The following is an 18,193-nucleotide window of genomic DNA, read 5'->3' on the forward strand; positions in this document are numbered from 1 at the left end:
TTGGAATGAACAATTTTTGGGAACGGTTAAAAAGGTTTGCATATAGACATAAGATCAAGTTGGCCATTTTCATGGCCTTCTTGGTCTTGTGGTTATTCTGTTTGCCTAAAAATCTGTTCGAAGACCCTACCTCAACCGTGGTAAACAGTGCTGATGGTTCTTTGATCGGGGCGCGGATTGCCGATGATGGTCAATGGCGCTTTCCCGAAATGGATTCGGTTCCCAAACGTTTTGAGGAATGCATCCTCCTTTTTGAGGATGAATATTTTTACCAACATCCCGGTTTCAATCCTATCTCCATTATAAAGGCCATCGGTCATAACCTGACCAAAAAATCCCGAAGAGGCGGCAGTACCATCACCCAACAGGTCATCCGGCTGAGCAGAAAGAACAAGTCAAGGACCTATGCGGAAAAAGCCGTGGAAATCTTTATGGCCACCCGATTGGAATTGAGGTACTCCAAAAAAGAGATTTTACGACTTTATGCCTCCCATACTCCCTACGGTGGTAATGTAGTAGGGCTGGAAACCGCGGCTTGGCGCTATTTTGGTATTCCAGCAGACGAAATGAGTTGGGGTCAAGCCGCAGCCCTTGCTGTATTGCCCAACGCGCCCGCCCTCATATTCCCGGGAAGAAATGAGCAGATATTTCTTGAAAAAAGAAATCGGTTGTTGGAAAAATTAAAGAACAAAGGCATTATTGATGAAACGACCTATGAACTGGCCATAGCAGAACCCCTTCCCCAGAAGCCCGTTCCCTTACCAGATGTGGCCCCCCACCTTACGGAACGCATCCGAAACGAACATTCCGGGGAACGTATAACAACTTCCATTGATAGGGCCTTGCAACAACGCTTAAACCTTTTGGCCGAAAGGCACTACCACCAATTAAAAGGCAACGAAATCCACAATTTGGCCATATTGGTGCTCGATGTGGAAACCCGAAAAGTGTTGGGGTATGTGGGCAATTCCCCTTCGGGAAAAGAACATGCCAATTATGTGGACATCATCACCAAGAATCGAAGTACAGGAAGTACCTTAAAACCATTTTTGTTTGCTTCCCTATTGGATGAAGGACAGTTGTTGCCGCATAGTTTGGTTGAAGACGTACCGACCGTGATCAATGGGTACCATCCCCAAAATTTTGACAAAAAACATGTGGGTGCCGTATCGGCCAGCAGGGCCCTTTCCCGCTCCCTGAATGTTCCAGCCGTACGATTGCTACGGGAATATGGCCTTCAAAAATTCTATAACAAACTCAAAAAAATGAAGTTGGAGTCATTGGACAAACCATCCTCCTATTATGGCCTTTCCTTGATATTGGGAGGTGCCGAAAGTTCTCTTTGGGAAGTAACCGAATCCTACGCGGCCATGGCTTCCACTTTGAACTATTTCGTGACCCATTCCAGCACCTATCGCACCAACGAATTTGTAAAACCTTCATACCTGTCTGAAACAGAAATCGATTTGGGAACCCCACAATTTGACCCTCCCATTTTTGGGGCCGGGGCCATTTACTCCACCTTTCAATCCATGTATGAAGTGAACCGCCCCGAAGGGGATGAAAACTGGCATTTTTTTGATTCGTCCCAACCCATTGCCTGGAAAACGGGCACCAGTTTTGGATTTAAGGATGCCTGGGCCGTTGGGGTAACGCCCAAATATGCCATTGGGGTGTGGGCCGGCAATGCCGATGGTGAAGGAAGGCCCGGCCTGACCGGAATCACAGCAGCCGCCCCTCTTTTGTTCGATGTTTTGGATGCCCTTCCCCATAGCGGATGGTTCCAAGAACCTTTTGATGATTTGGTGGAAGTGGAAGTCTGTTCGCAAAGTGGTTATCGGACTTCTGTCTTTTGTGACGATGTAAAAAAAGAATACGTGCCCACCCATGGCACCCGAAGTGGCCCCTGCCCTTTCCACCAACAATTGTTTTTGGATGCTTCGGAAACCTATCGGGTAAACTCGGAATGTTATCCTTTGGAGAACATGGTGGCCAAAAACTGGTTTGTGCTCCCGCCCACAATCGAGTACTATTATGCGCTTTCCAATCCCAATTACAAGGAATTGCCCCCTTACATGGCCAACTGTTCTGAAATGGAGAACCAATTGATGGAATTCATCTATCCGAAAGCAAATGAAGCGGTATTACTGCCAAAAGATTTAGGCACTAAAACGAAGGACATCCTATTAAAACTCGCCCATCAACAAAACAATGCCACTGTGTATTGGTATTTGGATGATACCTATATGGGCAAAACGGAAAACTTCCACGAGCTTATTTTGGACATTGAGCCCGGGGAATACGTGCTAACCGCTGTTGACAATTCGGGTAACCGAATCCAACAAAAACTCGAGGTGCTTTTGGCCTCTGAGGATTAATCCTTTTTTGATTTTCCCAACCAGGAATCTAAAATAGCCTTTTGGGATGCATTCGGGTTTTGGATGGGAACAAGGGAATAAACTTCCTTCAATGTTCCATCATCCTCTTTGATCTGTTCTTTCCTTAAACTAAGTCCTGCATAACCTAAATATGTGTCATAATCCAACCGTTTTGCTGTGTACACATATTGAAACAACTCTGTCATAGGCGTTCCAGTAATCGACACGCATGCATCCCTGAACTCTGCATCTGTAAATCCTCTTCCTTTTTTTAGATAGTATTCATGGTACATATGACGCATTACATCATCCAAGGATTTTTGGTTGTTTGTGGCTTGACGTATCCCAAAATCCATCAAAAGACCTACAATGGGCCCTTTGATATAGTAAGAAATACTCTTGTTGGGATCCTTACCGCTTTTCCCAAAAGGACCTTCGTGCCAAGTCTCAAAACTGGATTCGATCAACGATTGGTAATCTTTTCCTGGATTATTCTCAAACTGGGTAATACCGGCAGCGATATCCTGAAGAAAGTCATCTTCAGAGAAAATCCCGGCTCTTCGCACCATTAAACCGGCATAGTAAGAGGTAAGTCCTTCACTGATCCACAATTGAGTGGTCTTGCTTCCGTTCTGGTAGTCGAATGGACCAAGTTCAAAAGGTCTGATACGTTTTACATTGTAATGATGGAAATACTCATGGGACAAAAAGTTCAGCATGCGTTGGTACCCTTCCTGTGAACCCATTTGTCCCCCATCAAAACTAACGGTGGAACTGTTCAAGTGCTCGATGCCGCCCCTGCCGGGACCTATACCAATAAACGTATATTCTTTATAGGGTATGTGGCCAATAATGTCCGAAGCTACCTGTATTACGGACTTTAAATCTTCCATTAGTTTTTTTTCATCAAAATCCCCCATTTTGTGTCCCCAAAACCTATGATTGATTCCGTTAATCTTGAAATCTGGAAGTTTTTTCAAATCGCCCATTAAAAGGGGGGAATCCAAAAAGCTATCAAAATTATCCGCCCTGAACACTGCCTTTTGGGAATCTTCTTCCACAAGTTCAAGTCCCGTGGCCACATCGGTCCAACCATTGGACTTTTCAATGGTAACCGTTATTGGCACATTCCAATTGCCTTCTGCATATAAAAAAGAGTTGACTGGTATGATGTAGGCCCTATCTTCATCCACATAGCTGTTTGCCACAAAGGTTCGGTCCGTAAAGACATCATATTCCAACTGAACCTTTTGTCCTTTGACACCGGTCAACATCCATGTTGCAGGCTGTGAGTCATCCAAAGACTGTCCTGAAAGCACTTTGAAATTTTTCACCCCTTTATAATAATCCATCATCTGGTAATAGCCTGGCATCCAATTTGGGAGATGCAAGGCGACAGTGTCCGTTGGCCAATCCAGCAGTTCCATGGCCACATGGTACGCATGCGTGTTGGGGTCTGAAACCGAAACTGTAAATTCAAACTTTGGAAGAGAGTTTTTTTGCGCCACAAGTGGGAAAGACAACAAAAAAACAAATAGAATCAGGGATTTGTTAAGACTGAGTGTTTTCAAAGGAATGGTTATTTGGTTTTGTGCAATACTATTTGGTCTTCTTGATTACAATTCTATTTTTTCCGCATAAAGATGGTAACCGGCACCCCTGTAAAGTCGAAATTTTCCCGCAACTTATTTTCCAAGAACCGCTTGTAGGGATCCCGCACGTATTGTGGCAGATTGCAGAAAAATGCAAACTGAGGATACGGTGTTGGCAACTGGGTACAGAACTTGATCTTTACGTACTTGCCCTTGTACGCCGGGGGCGGGGTATGCTCAATGATGGGCAACATGATATCGTTCAATTTTCGGGTAGGCACCTTCTTTGAACGGTTTTTGAACACTTCCACTGCGGTCTCGATGGCCTTATAGATGCGCTGCTTATTCAACACTGAAATAAAAAGAATGGGCACATCTTCAAAAGGGGAAATGGCTTCTTTGATCTTGGCCGTATATTCTTTTACGGAATTGGTGTCCTTTTCCACCAAATCCCATTTGTTCACCAAAATCACGATACCTTTATTGTTACGTTGGGCCAGCCAAAAAATATTCTCCACCTGTCCGTCAAAACCACGTGTGGCATCCAACAACAAAATACAGACATCGCAATGTTCAATGGCCCGAACGGAACGCATCACGGAGTAAAACTCCAAATCTTCCTTCACCTTGGATTTCTTTCGGATACCTGCAGTATCCACCAAATTGAATTCAAATCCGAACTGATTGTATTTGGTATCAATACTGTCCCTAGTAGTACCCGCAATATCGGTCACGATGTATCTATCTTCCCCGATCAATGCATTGATAAAGGAGGATTTCCCTGCATTGGGACGACCCACCACAGCAAAACGGGGCAGTTCACTTTCTTCATCCTTGATATCGGGTAACACCTTCACTAGGGCATCCAGCAATTCCCCGGTACCACTGCCGTTGATGCTGGAAAGCGGAAAATATTCCCCCAATCCCAGAGCGTAGAATTCCACTGCGTCGGCCATACGTTGGGCATTATCCACCTTGTTTACGGCCAAAAAGACAGGCTTATTTACCTTGCGAAGCAATTTGGCCACATCTTCATCCATCCCGGTCACGCCCGATTCCACATCCACCATAAAAATGATGGCATCGGCTTCCCCGATGGCCAGTTCCACTTGCTTGTCGATTTCCTTTTCAAAGACATCATCACTGCCCACAATATATCCACCGGTATCGATCAAGGAAAATTCCTTGCCGTTCCAGTCGCTTTTTCCATAATGGCGATCACGGGTAACGCCGCTCACGGCATCCACGATCGCTTCACGGCGACGGATCAATCGGTTGAAAAAAGTGGATTTGCCCACATTGGGCCTCCCTACGATAGCTACAATAGCTCCCATCTGCATTAAATTTTGGCAAAAGTACCATTTATTATGAAGAAAAAATGATACCTTTTTTTATCATTTTCAAACTGTTATGAGCGACCTGACCAATGAGATTGTTTTAAGACCTCGTTTCCATGTTTCGTTGAGGACCGATATGGAAGCATTGAAACATAGCTACGACACACTAAAAAAGGATGGTTTTTTGATCGATAGGCTCGATGAGCATGTTTTTATTAAGTTCCGGAAGGCGGATACCAATTTTTGGACGCCCCAACTCCATCTTGAGCTTTCATCGTATGAACAGGGCGTGAGCAATATCCGAGGGGTTTTTGGTCCTAACCCTACCCTTTGGACCTTTTTCATGTTCCTTCATTTTGGGGTGGGCACCCTTTTTGTGATATTGGGCATTTTTGCCTACTCCAACCATTCATTGGGCAAGGACATTACTTTTTTGATGGTGGGAATGTTCTTTTTGGTATTGCTCTGGTTTGCCCTATATGCTTTTGGCCGATTGGGAAAATCGAAGGGGGAAGGACAAATGGAACAACTTAAAACGCTGTTCAGGGAAACCGTTGCCGGGTTTCAAAAAATTTAATCCCAACTACCCGTTATAACCGAATCGCCTTAACTGTTGTGCATTGCTCCTCCAGTTTTTGTTGACTTTCACATACAGTTCGATATGCACTTGCTTGGCAAAGAATTTTTCAAGATCCTTGCGGGCCTCTACCCCAACCTTTTTTAGGGCACTCCCCTTATGACCGATAATGATTCCCTTCTGCGTATCTCTCTCTACCATAATTACAGAACGGATTCTGATAATATCCTCATCTTCCAAAAACTCCTCGGTTTCCACTTCCACGGAATAAGGAATCTCTTTTTTATAGTAGAGCAAAATCTTTTCACGGATGGTCTCGTTCACAAAAAAACGTTCGGGCTTGTCCGTTAACTGATCTTTAGGATAATAGGGTGGCCCTTCGGGCAACAATTCCAAAATGCGTTCGAACACTTCCTTTACATTAAAATTCTCCAAAGCGGAAATGGGATGGATTTCCACATTAGGCAACTGTTCTTGCCAATATTGTATCTGTTCTTCCAAAACCTGTTGATCGGAAGTATCAATTTTATTGAGGAGCAATAACACAGGAATCTTGCTGTTTTTGATCTTTTTGAAGAACTCTTCGTCCTTTAAAGCTTTTTCTCCAATCTCTACCATGTATAACAGCACATCGGCATCCTCAAAAGCGGATTTCACGAAATCCATCATGGAGGTCTGCAATTCGTAGGCTGGTTTAATGATTCCGGGGGTGTCGGATAAAATCATTTGAAAATCTTCCCCGTTCACGATACCTAAAATACGGTGCCGGGTGGTCTGCGCCTTGGAAGTAATGATAGAAAGTTTTTCACCCACAAAGGCATTCATCAACGTGGATTTTCCCACATTCGGATTTCCGATGATATTTACAAAGCCCGATCTATGCACCTTTCTTCATTTTTTGAAAATATTGTTTGGAGGCTGCGTTTACCTTGGGCGAAAGATACAACACCGCGATCATATTCGGTATCACCATTAAGGCATAAGATAGGTCGATAAGATTTTTTACGAGTTGTAAGGAGGCCACCGCTGCAAATACGATCATGACCACGAAAAACACATTATACCATTTGCCAATTTTAGGGTTGGTCAAAAACGAGAGGCTCTTCACCCCGTAATAGGAATAGGTAAACAGGGTTGAAAGTGCAAAAGCGGCCACGATGACCATCAACAAGGTATCCCCGATGCCGTACAATGTTTTTTCAAAAGCGGACATGGTCATGGTGATACCACTACCATCTTCCAAATACGCTCCGCTCAAAATAATGACCACTGCGGTGAAGGTACATACCATAATAGTATCGATAAAAGGGCCCAACATGGCCACAAGGCCTTCCTTGGTCGGCTCATCATTACGGGATTGCCCGTGGTACATGGGGGCACTTCCCAAACCGGCTTCGTTGGAGAACATGGCCCTGCGCACCCCGATGATCACCAATCCCCAAAAACCGCCGGTTACCATGGTATCAAAATTCCAAGCTTCCACAAAGATCATTTTTAGTGCAGGAAAAATATCCCCTGCATTGCTGGCCATTACAAAAATTACGGCCAACAGGTAAACCCCCACCATAAAAGGTACAATGGCGGATGCCACTTTTGCGATTTTGTTCAATCCACCAAAAATGACCCCGGAAGTAACGATAGCCAAAAAGAACCCAATGGCCAACTTCCAATTGTACTCGCTGGTGACCAACAAGGTTTCGTGCGGTTTGACCACACCCATAAACGCTTCGGTAAACTGATTGGCGGTAAACACTCCCAAAAACCCGAACATTCCGCAAATACTAAAAAATACGGCCATGGGTCTTGCCCAATTTCCCATTCCTTTGGTAATGTAGAACATGGGCCCCCCTTGTAGTTTACCCTCTGAATCCGTGCCGCGGAACATAATGGCCAAGCTACCGGAGTAAAATTTGATGCCCATTCCCAAAAGTGCCGTCATCCAAATCCAAAATACAACGCCCGGTCCTCCATCGTGGATGGCAATGGCCACTCCAGATATATTGCCCAAACCAACCGTAGCCGCTACCGCAGCCGATAGTGCCTGAAACGAACTTACATCCCCTTTGGCATTCTTATCATCGTACTTTCCTGACACTACCGCGAGGGCATGCCCAAAGTAGCGATAGGGAACAAACTTGGAATAGAAAACCAAGAAGAGGCCTCCACCGATCAGAAGGATGAACATGGGCCATTCCGTATAAGGTAAAATGGTAGTGAGAAAATCGTTGATAGCTTCCATAAAGTCAAAATCCCGAATTTATGGATTTTAGGTTGTTTAGCCCCAATGAAACAGGAATATTGCTTTTAGTTTGGAAATGATCAGGAAACCTTTGTATATTTGCCGTCCACATCGCGGGGTAGAGCAGTAGGTAGCTCGTCGGGCTCATAACCCGAAGGTCACTGGTTCGAGTCCAGTCCCCGCTACAAAGCTTAAAAAAAGAAGGCCGAGACATTTTTCTCGGCTTTTTTGTTTTGTAAAAATTCATATACGCTTTATCCCATTTTTTTGAGATTTGGCGAGTAAACTATTATCGGGGCTTACCTATTTTAATAGTCCGTTAACGAATTTAACATTTGTTTTTCATAAATTGTTAACAAGGTTAATTCATCATCAATCAAAAATGAGACAATTCTTCAAAAATATTGTCTTAATTCTGCTATTGCTCTATGTGATTTGTTTGCATGGGAATACCCCCAACGCAATAAATGGCAAGGAATTTTACAACCTCACTTTCCAAGACTCCATTGAATGGGCAGATTACTATTTCAACATTCATCGGTATGAAAAAGCAATTCCGATCTATGAAAAGAATTTGGATGAGTCGGATGTTCGGCAAAAAGTACATACCCTAAAAAAATTATCTCTTAGTGAGGCGGCCATTCACAAACCAGAAGAATCCGTAGCCTATATTTATGACTATTTTAGAATAGAGTTTCATCCCAATTTTCTATCACACGAAGGCTTTGATGAAATTCGGGAAACCGAAGAATTCACTAAACTGTCAGGTGCCGTTTTACCAAAAATTTCAGCGTGGTCCGTATTGTACTTCTTTGTTTCCATCATTGGGTTTTATGTCATGTTCGTGCTCTTGTTAAACAAAAGCATTGACCTACAGGCCAGAGTACTGATTTCCTTGTTTGTTTTTATCCATTCCCTGTTCATTTTGAACATTTGTTTGAACAATACCAATTATGTTTTTGAATTTCCCCATACCTATTTAATGTCCACCTGGTCATCTTTTCTTTATGGCCCCTTACTGTTCCTATACTTTAGAAGGGTCTCAAAATCCAGCGAGCTCAAACTCTCGGACCTATGGCATTTTTTGCCAACCCTAGGTCTTGTAATTTATATGATTTTATATGTTTATGCCTTTACCGGACCTGAAAAAATAGACCAGATGTTGGACAGGTTACAGCAAGGACTAAACCCAGGGGACTCAACAAAATTGACATTAATGGTCGTTATAAAAGCTATCTCTTTGGCCATCTACGCCTATTTTGTTCATCTGATCATTACCAAGAACAAAAAGGGACTCGAGAAAAAAACAAGAATCTGGCAAAAAAACATGTATGGCATACATGTCAGCTATGTAGTGATCTATCTGGTCTATGGGCTCTACATTATTGCCGGTAAAAACAGTGGATTTCTTTTCCATGCCCCTATCGTTTTAATGAGCACCATGGTACTTTATATCGGGTATGCCGCCAATGTGCAGCCCAATGTGTTCAGTGGACAGTATGCTTATACAAACCCATTGTTCCCAAAATATGTTAAATCCGGGTTAACAGAAAGTCTTTCCCAAGAACTGAAGGAAGACCTCCATGAGATCTTTAATAAAGACAAGTTGTATCGAAGGAACGATATCAGCCTAGACATGGTGGCACAGAAATTGGGGACCACCCGCCATAATGCCTCTCAGTTGATCAACGAGCACTTTAACATGAGTTTTCATGAATTTGTGAACCACCATCGCATCAACGATGCCAAAGAATTGCTCAAGAAAGAAAGGGAACGCAATATCATCGACATTGCCTACGAGGTCGGCTACAACAACAAGGTGTCCTTTAACAAAGCCTTTAAAAAAGACACCAACCTAACGCCAAGCCAATATCTTGTACACATGAAAGCGAGGTAAACTCTTATCGGGAACACCTAAATTAACAAGGATTCTTCCTAACTAGTAGTCATCAATCAAAATCATCGAGCAATGAAAAGACTACTAATACAAATCGTTTCCAGGTACTTGGGTGATGAAACTCCCAAGGTAGTCCCGGAAAGGCCCAAAAAAAAGTACAAGAAATCGGGTCTTACCCAGGCCCAGGCCCACACCATCAGGCAAAAGATCAAAAAGGCCTTCGATGAGGATCGGCTATACCGTAACAACGAACTTGGTCTTGATGATTTGGCCAACCACATCCAACACAATAGGTATAAGGTTTCCCAAGTCATCAACACCTATTTTTCCAAAAATTTTTATTCCTTTCTGAACGATTACAGAATCAAAGAAGCAAAATATCTTCTTGAGAACAATCCACAGTTAAGTGTAAAAGCCATCATGTACGAAGTAGGTTTCAATAGCAAGAACAGTTTTTACTCCTCCTTTAAGAAAATCACCGGGCTTAGCCCAAATGATTATAGAAGCATCGCCGCTTACGAGTATGATGTTCAAATGGCATAGGCAACAGTAAACATTCCAATTTCTCTCTTCAATTCGGTAAGGAAGACCTCTTGAAATTCAAGAGGTCTTTTTGCTTTGGGACTAATCAGTTGACAATGAATCTGTAAATGTTAAAAAAAGTACTCCCCCATGGGCATCCCTTTTTTTGGGGTACTCGCCGTTTTAAAAGTACCTATTCCAACACATTAATGGATTGATTTGTTATGCAATTGTAAAGGTAGGGCGGTGAGAGGCCTTACTTCTAAAAAAACAGAATCCATTAAGTTTTGTTCTCTTCCCAGAAGTATTATTTGAATTAGCTATCATTTTTCCTTACTCCGCCCACCTTTCTCAGTTGCCTGACTCAATTCAATTACTAACAAAACTTTATTCGTATGAAAGTAAAGAAACTGTTTGGAGCGTTGTTGGCCATATGTCTATCCATGGCCTTTGCCTATGCTCAAGAAAAAACGGTCACCGGAACGGTCACCGACCAAGATGGTGTTCCATTGCCCGGAGTAAACATTATTGTTAAGGGCACAACCAATGGCACACAGTCCGATTTTGATGGCAACTACCTCATTGGGGTAACTACGGGTGATGTACTCGTTTTTTCCTATTTAGGGCAAAAAACCATGGAGCGGAATGTAGGTACCGAAAACGTCATCAATGTGCAAATGCAGGAAGATGCTTCCCAACTTGAAGAAGTTGTGGTCACCGCACAGGGTATCGTGAAGGAGAAACGCTCTTTGGGCTATGCGGTCACCACGGTCGAATCAGAAAAAGTAGAAGCTCGACCTGAAGCTGATATCGCTAGGGTACTGAACGGCAAGGTTGCGGGGGTCAACATTACCTCCAATAACGGTCTATCCGGTTCGGGAACCAATATTATTATCAGGGGATATTCATCGGCCACGCAATCCAATCAACCTTTGTTCATTGTTGATGGGATTCCGTTTGATTCGGGAACCAACACCCAAACCAACTTTTTGGACGGCAATACCGAATCGAGCCGTTTTTTGGACCTGGATCCCAACAACATCGCGAGCGTGAGCGTACTGAAGGGCTTAAGTGCGACCGTGCTTTATGGTAACCGGGGCCGCAATGGTGTAATCTTGATTACCACAAAAGGAGCCGCAACAGGAGATGCTCCGACCAAGACCGAGGTGAACGTGACCCAGTCAGTTTTCATGTCGAATGCTGTACTGCCTAAATTCCAGCAAAATTATGGAGGCGGTTTCCACCAAGGTTTTGGGTATTTCTTCAGTAACTGGGGGCCCCGTTTTGATCGAACCGATGATGATGGTATTGCCAGTGCCGGTCAATATATAGGTACGGGATCTAATGGTGAAGCTATTTTAAGACACCCCTTCAATTACATGGCAGATCCTACCTTAATAGCCGGTTTTGAAGATTTATTGGATGATGAATATCCATATGTTCCCTATAACGGGGTTGAAGAATTCTTCAGAACGGGATATGTGTACAGCACCTCGGTAAACGTTCGGGGAGGTTCTGAAAAAGTGAGCTTCAATGCCAATTACGGCCGAACGGAGGATATTGGAGTTACCCGTGGCAATAGGTTGTTACGAAACAACTTTAGCTTGGGAGGCAATGCCAGACTATCCAATAATTTTACGGTTTCCGGGGTTTTCAACTTTGCGAGGACAGGTTACAAATCTCCTCCAAACGCCGTGAGCACAGGTAGTGGGGCAGCCTTTAACGGTTCCGCCATTTTCGGGGATGTCCTTTACACCCCGATCAGCGTTGACCTTACCAACATCCCCTACCAAGCTGCGGACGGTCGGAGCGTGTACTATCGTTCTGGAAACGACATCCAAAACCCCTATTGGACCGTTGCCAATTCCAAGACATCGCAAGAGACCGATCGTTTTACAGGTAACATGTCCATGAGCTATGCGCTCAACGATTGGATGAACCTTACCTATAGGGTGGGGCTTGATACCTATACAGAATTAAATTCCTACGGGCAAAACAGAGGCGGTGTGGATGGTCCTACCTTGGGTATTTTGAGAACGACTTCCGTGAGAAACTCCATTTGGAACCATGACCTGATCTTAACCGGGGAAAAGAATCTTTCAGATGACCTGAACCTCGCCGCCACCTTTGGGGCCAATAGCAGAAGGGACACCTATGCCCAAGACGGTATAGAAAGTCAAGGGCAATTGGTGTTCGGGGTTTTGGAGCACTATAACTTCACCACCCCTTCTTCGGTAAACTCATTTTCAGGGGCCAACCTCAACCAAAATTTTGAGGAGAATCTTGTAGGTATCTACTTGGATGCCACGTTGTCCTATAAAGATATGCTCTACTTGAATGTGGTGGGCAGAAATGACTGGTCATCCACCCTGGAAAGGGAAAACAATTCACTTTTCTATCCCGGAGCAAGTCTTTCCTTCATTCCCACGACTGCATTCCCATCCATACAAGGAAATGTACTCAACTATGCCAAGGTCCGATTGGGATATGGTTCGTCTGCAGGCTTCCCAACCCCCTTCAATACAAGGGATGTATTGACCTTGGGAGCTAGGACCTTTGTGGATGCCAATGGCAATGTGGTTTCGGGCAACTCCGTTTCCGACGTACTCGGAAATAGGGACCTGTCCCCAGAAAAAGTACAGGAACTGGAAATTGGTTTGGACACGAAGTTGTTCAACAGGTTGAATTTAAATGTGAGCTTGTTCAAAAAGTCAACCACGGATTTAATTACCAACCGTACCCTGGACAGTTCCACGGGTTTCCGCTCCACTTTTGTAAACATAGGGGAAGTGGAGACAAAGGGTGTTGAAGTGGATTATGACCTTAATATATTCAGGGAAAGCGAATCTGGTTTTGGATTCAATCTGGCTGGAAACTTCACAGCCAATGAGACCATTGTAACCGACCTTGCCGAAGGAACCAATAACATCCTATTGACTTTTGCGGTTTCTGGCGAAGCCGCCAACTACGCCGTGGAAGGAAGGCCTTTTGGTGTATTCTTGGGCTCCACCATTCTAAGGGACGACAATGGTAACAAGGTCGTTGGGAACAATGGGCAATACTTGGTGGACAACAACATCACCGAAATCGGAGACCCCAATCCAGACTGGACCACGGGGTTGATCCCTACCTTTACTTACAAAGGTTTCTCATTGTCGGCAAATCTCCAATATAGGCACGGTGGGGATATCTATTCCGTGACTACGGCAGGTTTGATAGGGCGTGGGGTTGTAGATCCCGACAAACCCATTGATCGGGAATCCAACTATATCCTTCCGGGTGTTTTTGCCAATGGCAGTCCCAACAATGTAGCCATTAGTTCTACGGAATTTGGTTTCAACACATTCTTCGCAGGAGGTATCAATGAAGTGAACATTTACGATGGTACCACTATTAGGCTACAAGAAGCTTCATTGGGTTATTCCCTTCCGAAGAAATTATTGGAAAAAACGCCATTCGGAAGCATGTCGTTTACACTATCCGGTTCCAACCTATGGTATAAAGCGGTGAATTTCCCCGATGATGTTCGGTACGATACCAACTCATCCAGTACCGGTGTCGGTAACGGGCAAGGAATTGATTTCTTCACCGGACCATCTACCCGAAGATATGGACTTACCGTAAGGGCATCATTTTAAAAACTGCTAACACGTTTTAAAAAACATATTATGAAAAAAATATCAAAGATAATTTGTCTCTTGTTTGCCGCCCTGACTGTTTTGGTAGGCTGTGAGACCACCGCGTTGGATGTTGTTGAGAGCCCCAATGCTCTCAACCCATCACAAGCGAGCGTAGACTTCTTTTTGAATCAGATACAACTTATGACGGCCCAGATACATTCTGGGGAAGAGGGGCGCGCCGAAAACGGTCTGAGCCAATTCGGCATGGAACCTGTTCGTATGCAACATGGGTTTGGTCCTACTTATCGGGAAAACTATGACCCCTCAAACTTTGACAGGGTTTGGGACAATGTTTATGCCAGGGCCTTGATTGACATCCGTACCATGAACCCATTGGCAGAAGAAGCTGGACAATATACCCATATAGCAATAGGACAGATCTTGGAAGCATACATTATGATGTCCATGGTCGATTTCTTTGGCGATGTGCCCTATTCCGAAGCCGCAAAGGGCGGAGAAGGCATCCTGAATCCAAAATTGGATACTGGAGCATCCATTTATGCCGCCGTAGATCAACTCTTGATCGATGCTATTGCCAATCTCAACAAGGATGAAACAGCACTTCCACTAAATGATCTTTTTTATGATGGTGATGAAGGCCAATGGATCAAGGTGGCCAATACCATGCGCCTAAAATTGTACTTGCAGACGCGTATTGCCAATGCTGATGGATTTGGGGCTGGAGTTTCCACCGCTCGCATCAACGAGTTGATCAGTGGCAACCAATTGATCTTGGATTCCTCGGATGATTTCTTTTTCCAATGGGGAACTAACAATGCCTCTCCGGATAGCAGACACCCCTATTTTGATGCCAATTATGATGGTGCGGGTCCAAGCTCAGACTTCTATACCTGTAACTATTACATGAACCTGATGGCCAACCAATACAATGAGCCCGATCCAAGAATACGGTACTATTTCTATCGCCAGCAAAGTGATTTTTCGGGTGCAGATGTAATTACCAAGGAATGCGTCACCGAGGTTTCCTTGCCATCTTGGTGGGATCCCAGCGAACCCTACTGTATTGTACCTGCCACCAATGGATTGGGCGGTTATTGGGGAAGAAACCACTTGGATAATGATGGTATTCCCCCGGATGATGCCTTTAGGACCTTACACGGAACCTATCCGATCGGCGGTCCTTTCGATGACGATTCCTTTAGGAATGTCTCTGGATCCGGGGCTGTGAATGAAGGATTGGCCGGAGCGGGAATCTCCCCAATATTGATGTCTTCCTATACGTATTTTATGTTGGCCGAAGCGGCGTTGACGTTGAACACCACCGGGAATGCACGTGACTATTTGGAAACCGGTATCAGGCAATCTATCAACACCGTGGTTAATTTTGGGGCTCCACTTGCCAGCGGTACAGGATTTGAACCCTCCACCACTGCCATTGACAACCATGTGGCCGAAATCCTAGCCAATTATGATGCAGGGAACGATACTGACAAACTACGCATCATTGTTGAGCAGTATTTCATCGCCTTGTGGTGCAACGGAATCGAAGCCTATAACACCTACAGAAGAACAGGGCAGCCAGATAATCTGACCCCTGCTTTTGCCCTACAGGACCCGGGTACTTTCCTAAGGTCGATGTGGTATTCACAGACCGCTGCGGACAGCAATACCAATATTACCCAAAAGGGTGCACCGGACACCCCTGTGTTCTGGGACACCAATCCTGAAGGTTTCGTTCATTGATAAAATTTAAAAATGACAAATATGAAAAGTACTTTTAAATATATTTTCGGTCTTCTACTCCTGGTACTTGCTATCGCAGCCTGTGAGGATAAGGACAAGAACCCGCTCAACGTATTCGAATTGGACGACTCCAAGGCCCCCTATGTTCGCATCAAGCTGGATCAGACCATAGTGGCCAAGGGCGACTTGGCTTCCTCAACCTTTTCGGGCACCGTGGATGATCCCAGTGACAATGTGGCTTCTTGGGAACTTAGTGTAAGTATTGAATCGGGTGGGGTGGCCACCGATACCGTTGTCCTGACCACCGTTACCCAATTTCCAAGTGACATTTCCATCCCCTACACGGATATTGCCAGTGCCTTGGGTATTACGGTAGATGATATTTCAGGTGGGGACTTTATCCGCTTCTTGGGTAAATCAACCGGTACCGATGGCACTGTGACCACTGTAGACAATTATAGTGCGAACGTAACAGGGCAACCAGAACAGTTACAGGCTTTCAACTTTATCGTTTTGGTCAAGTGTTCGCCTATATCCGATGCAACCATTGCAGGCACATGGGTCATTGAGATGCAGGACCTTTATGGCGATGGGTGGGATGGTGCCTTTGTCACCTTCGAGATTGATGGGGTGACCACCAACTATACCTTCACCGCTGGCGATGCTGCTACGTTTAATGTGGATGTACCGGCAGGAACCAGCCAATTGGTGATATCCTATACCAGCGGCGCCTTTGAAGAGGAACACGTATATACCATCCAAACACCAGATGGCGATGTTCGGGGACCTTTTGGTCCCAATCCAAACCCGTGCATCAACTGATACTTTGTGTAACTCAACCTAACAAAGCCCCGTTCCAATGGAACGGGGCTTTTGATTTTTTGTAACAGATTTGGTAAATCCATATAGAATAATGTAAATATGCTTGCAAGGAGATTGGGTGTTACCTCGTACCTTTGCCGTCTCGCAACCACAACCTAAAGAACAACTATTTGGACAACCACTCGAATCAAACCAATAAAAAGGCATTATTGTCCCTCGCCATAGGAGGTTTTGGCATAGGTCTCACGGAATTTGTGATTATGGGAATTCTACCCAATATTGCCGATTCCATGGGTATTTCCATTTCCAAAGCGGGGCATTTTATTGCCATTTATGCTCTGGGGGTGGTTATCGGCGGTCCTTTCATGGCCAGGATTACGAGCAAGCTTTCTCCAAAGAAAACACTGTTGTTCCTCATGGTTTGGTTTACGGTATTCAACACTCTATCCTCTTTTTCGGGCAGTTATTGGGTGATGATGCTTTTTCGGTTTTTATCGGGAATGCCCCACGGTGCCTTTTTTGGTATCGGGGCAGTGGTATCGGGATATTTAGCCAAACCAGGTAAGGCGGCCCAAGCTATGGCCATCATGTTTTCCGGTCTTACCGTGGCCAACATTCTTGGGGTTCCTCTTGGCACGTATATCGGTCAGGAATGGCATTGGAGTTTTTCCTTTATGCTGGTCGGTATAGCAGGAGTGGCTACTCTTGCCAGTCTTTACTTTTGGATGCCGAAGCAATCCTTGGAGGAACCCGATTCTTCTAGTACCAGTAACACTTCAGAAGGAATTAAAAGTAAGAAGCTATGGGCCCTGATTGCATTGACAACCATCGGGTCTGGGGGCTTTTTTGCTTGGTACAGCTATATTGCACCTTTGGTCATCAACATTGCCAACTTGCCGGAGACCACTGTAGGTTATGTGATGATCGTGGCAGGCATGGGTATGTTCGTGGGCAATTTTATGGGTGCTAGGATGGTAGAAATATTTCCTCCTGTAAAATCGGTTGTCATCAGTCTTTTTAGCATGACCACCATCCTGTTGATCAATTCCCTTCTTGCCAGTAATACCATTGCCGTGTTTGTCATCAGTTTTATTGTTGGCATGATTACGTTCTCCGTGACCGCACCCATTCAGATAGCCATTATAAAAGCTGCCAAGGGTGCCGAAAAATTGGGGTCTTCCATGAACCAAAGTGCCTTTAACATGGGCAACGCTTCTGGTGCCTATTTTGGTGGGCTCCCCATGGTTTTTGGCCTTCCAGTTACCTATGCGAGTGTGGTCGGAGCCATTCTGGCCTGCATTGGGGCCGGTATCGGAATCGCGATTTTGTACACCCAAAAGAATGATGCATCCAAGAAAAAAAGCGAGGAATCTCTTTGTGCTTAGTTACATCATTTCATGAACCTATTCCGATTTCACCATAAATAGTATCTTTAGGAATAGGCA

At 44.6% G+C, this 18,193-nt stretch carries 12 protein-coding genes and 1 tRNA gene; 9 read left to right on the forward strand and 4 right to left on the reverse strand.

All coding sequences use genetic code 11. From position 1 onward, the window contains the following. The first annotated feature begins 5 nt into the window (after window positions 1–5). Window positions 6–2,378, forward strand: a complete 2,373-nt coding sequence (pbpC, locus tag D2U88_RS09065; RefSeq protein ID WP_119640034.1) for a penicillin-binding protein 1C — start codon at window positions 6–8, stop codon at window positions 2,376–2,378. Here the strand turns inward: pbpC and D2U88_RS09070 are convergent. Together D2U88_RS09070 and der are read right to left on the reverse strand one after the other, a co-directional pair. Beyond that, entirely contained in the window at window positions 2,375–3,949 is a 1,575-nt protein-coding gene (locus tag D2U88_RS09070) for a M61 family metallopeptidase (protein ID WP_119640035.1), read from the reverse strand. The genes pbpC and D2U88_RS09070 overlap by 4 nt on opposite strands. A 53-nt stretch (window positions 3,950–4,002) precedes the next feature. Continuing rightward, window positions 4,003–5,304 carry a ribosome biogenesis GTPase Der gene (der, locus tag D2U88_RS09075; RefSeq protein ID WP_119640036.1) on the reverse strand — a complete coding sequence of 434 codons (1,302 nt, stop codon included), beginning with the start codon at window positions 5,302–5,304 and terminating at the stop codon, window positions 4,003–4,005. A 76-nt stretch (window positions 5,305–5,380) separates the two neighbouring features. On the opposite strand from der, the gene D2U88_RS09080 reads away from it, so the two are divergent. Then, window positions 5,381–5,884, forward strand: coding sequence for a GTP-binding protein (locus tag D2U88_RS09080; protein WP_119640037.1), 504 nt, complete (start codon window positions 5,381–5,383; stop codon window positions 5,882–5,884). 6 nt (window positions 5,885–5,890) lie between these two features. On the opposite strand, the gene era is transcribed toward D2U88_RS09080, so the two are convergent. Next, on the reverse strand, window positions 5,891–6,769 hold the full coding sequence (gene era, locus D2U88_RS09085; RefSeq protein WP_119640038.1) for a GTPase Era: 879 nt from the start codon (window positions 6,767–6,769) through the stop codon (window positions 5,891–5,893). Further along, window positions 6,762–8,123, reverse strand: a complete 1,362-nt coding sequence (locus tag D2U88_RS09090) for an alanine/glycine:cation symporter family protein (protein ID WP_119640039.1) — start codon at window positions 8,121–8,123, stop codon at window positions 6,762–6,764. The genes era and D2U88_RS09090 overlap by 8 nt, the downstream gene beginning before the upstream one ends. 112 nt (window positions 8,124–8,235) lie before the next feature. On the opposite strand from D2U88_RS09090, the gene D2U88_RS09095 reads away from it, so the two are divergent. The 7 genes from D2U88_RS09095 to D2U88_RS09125 all read left to right on the forward strand — a co-directional run bounded on the left by D2U88_RS09095 (window position 8,236) and on the right by D2U88_RS09125 (window position 18,133). Continuing rightward, window positions 8,236–8,308: transfer RNA gene (locus D2U88_RS09095), tRNA-Met, on the forward strand. A gap of 197 nt (window positions 8,309–8,505) precedes the next feature. Continuing rightward, entirely contained in the window at window positions 8,506–10,020 is a 1,515-nt protein-coding gene (locus D2U88_RS09100) for a helix-turn-helix domain-containing protein (RefSeq protein ID WP_119640040.1), read from the forward strand. A 72-nt stretch (window positions 10,021–10,092) separates the two neighbouring features. Further along, window positions 10,093–10,563, forward strand: coding sequence for a helix-turn-helix domain-containing protein (locus tag D2U88_RS09105; RefSeq protein ID WP_119640041.1), 471 nt, complete (start codon window positions 10,093–10,095; stop codon window positions 10,561–10,563). Window positions 10,564–10,937: 374 nt separating this feature from the next. Beyond that, window positions 10,938–14,180 carry a SusC/RagA family TonB-linked outer membrane protein gene (locus D2U88_RS09110; protein WP_119640042.1) on the forward strand — a complete coding sequence of 1,081 codons (3,243 nt, stop codon included), beginning with the start codon at window positions 10,938–10,940 and terminating at the stop codon, window positions 14,178–14,180. Between the two features lie 30 nt (window positions 14,181–14,210). Beyond that, window positions 14,211–15,926 (forward strand): SusD/RagB family nutrient-binding outer membrane lipoprotein, encoded by a 1,716-nt coding sequence (locus tag D2U88_RS09115; RefSeq protein ID WP_119640043.1) that lies wholly within the window; start codon window positions 14,211–14,213, stop codon window positions 15,924–15,926. Window positions 15,927–15,947: 21 nt separating this feature from the next. Then, complete coding sequence (locus D2U88_RS09120; protein ID WP_119640044.1) at window positions 15,948–16,748, forward strand: hypothetical protein; 801 nt, start codon at window positions 15,948–15,950, stop codon at window positions 16,746–16,748. 134 nt (window positions 16,749–16,882) lie between these two features. After that, complete coding sequence (locus tag D2U88_RS09125) at window positions 16,883–18,133, forward strand: MFS transporter (protein WP_235855763.1); 1,251 nt, start codon at window positions 16,883–16,885, stop codon at window positions 18,131–18,133. Window positions 18,134–18,193: the final 60 nt, after the last annotated feature.

The sequence above is a fragment of the Flagellimonas aequoris genome (assembly GCF_003584165.1).
GTDB lineage: Bacteria > Bacteroidota > Bacteroidia > Flavobacteriales > Flavobacteriaceae > Flagellimonas > Flagellimonas aequoris.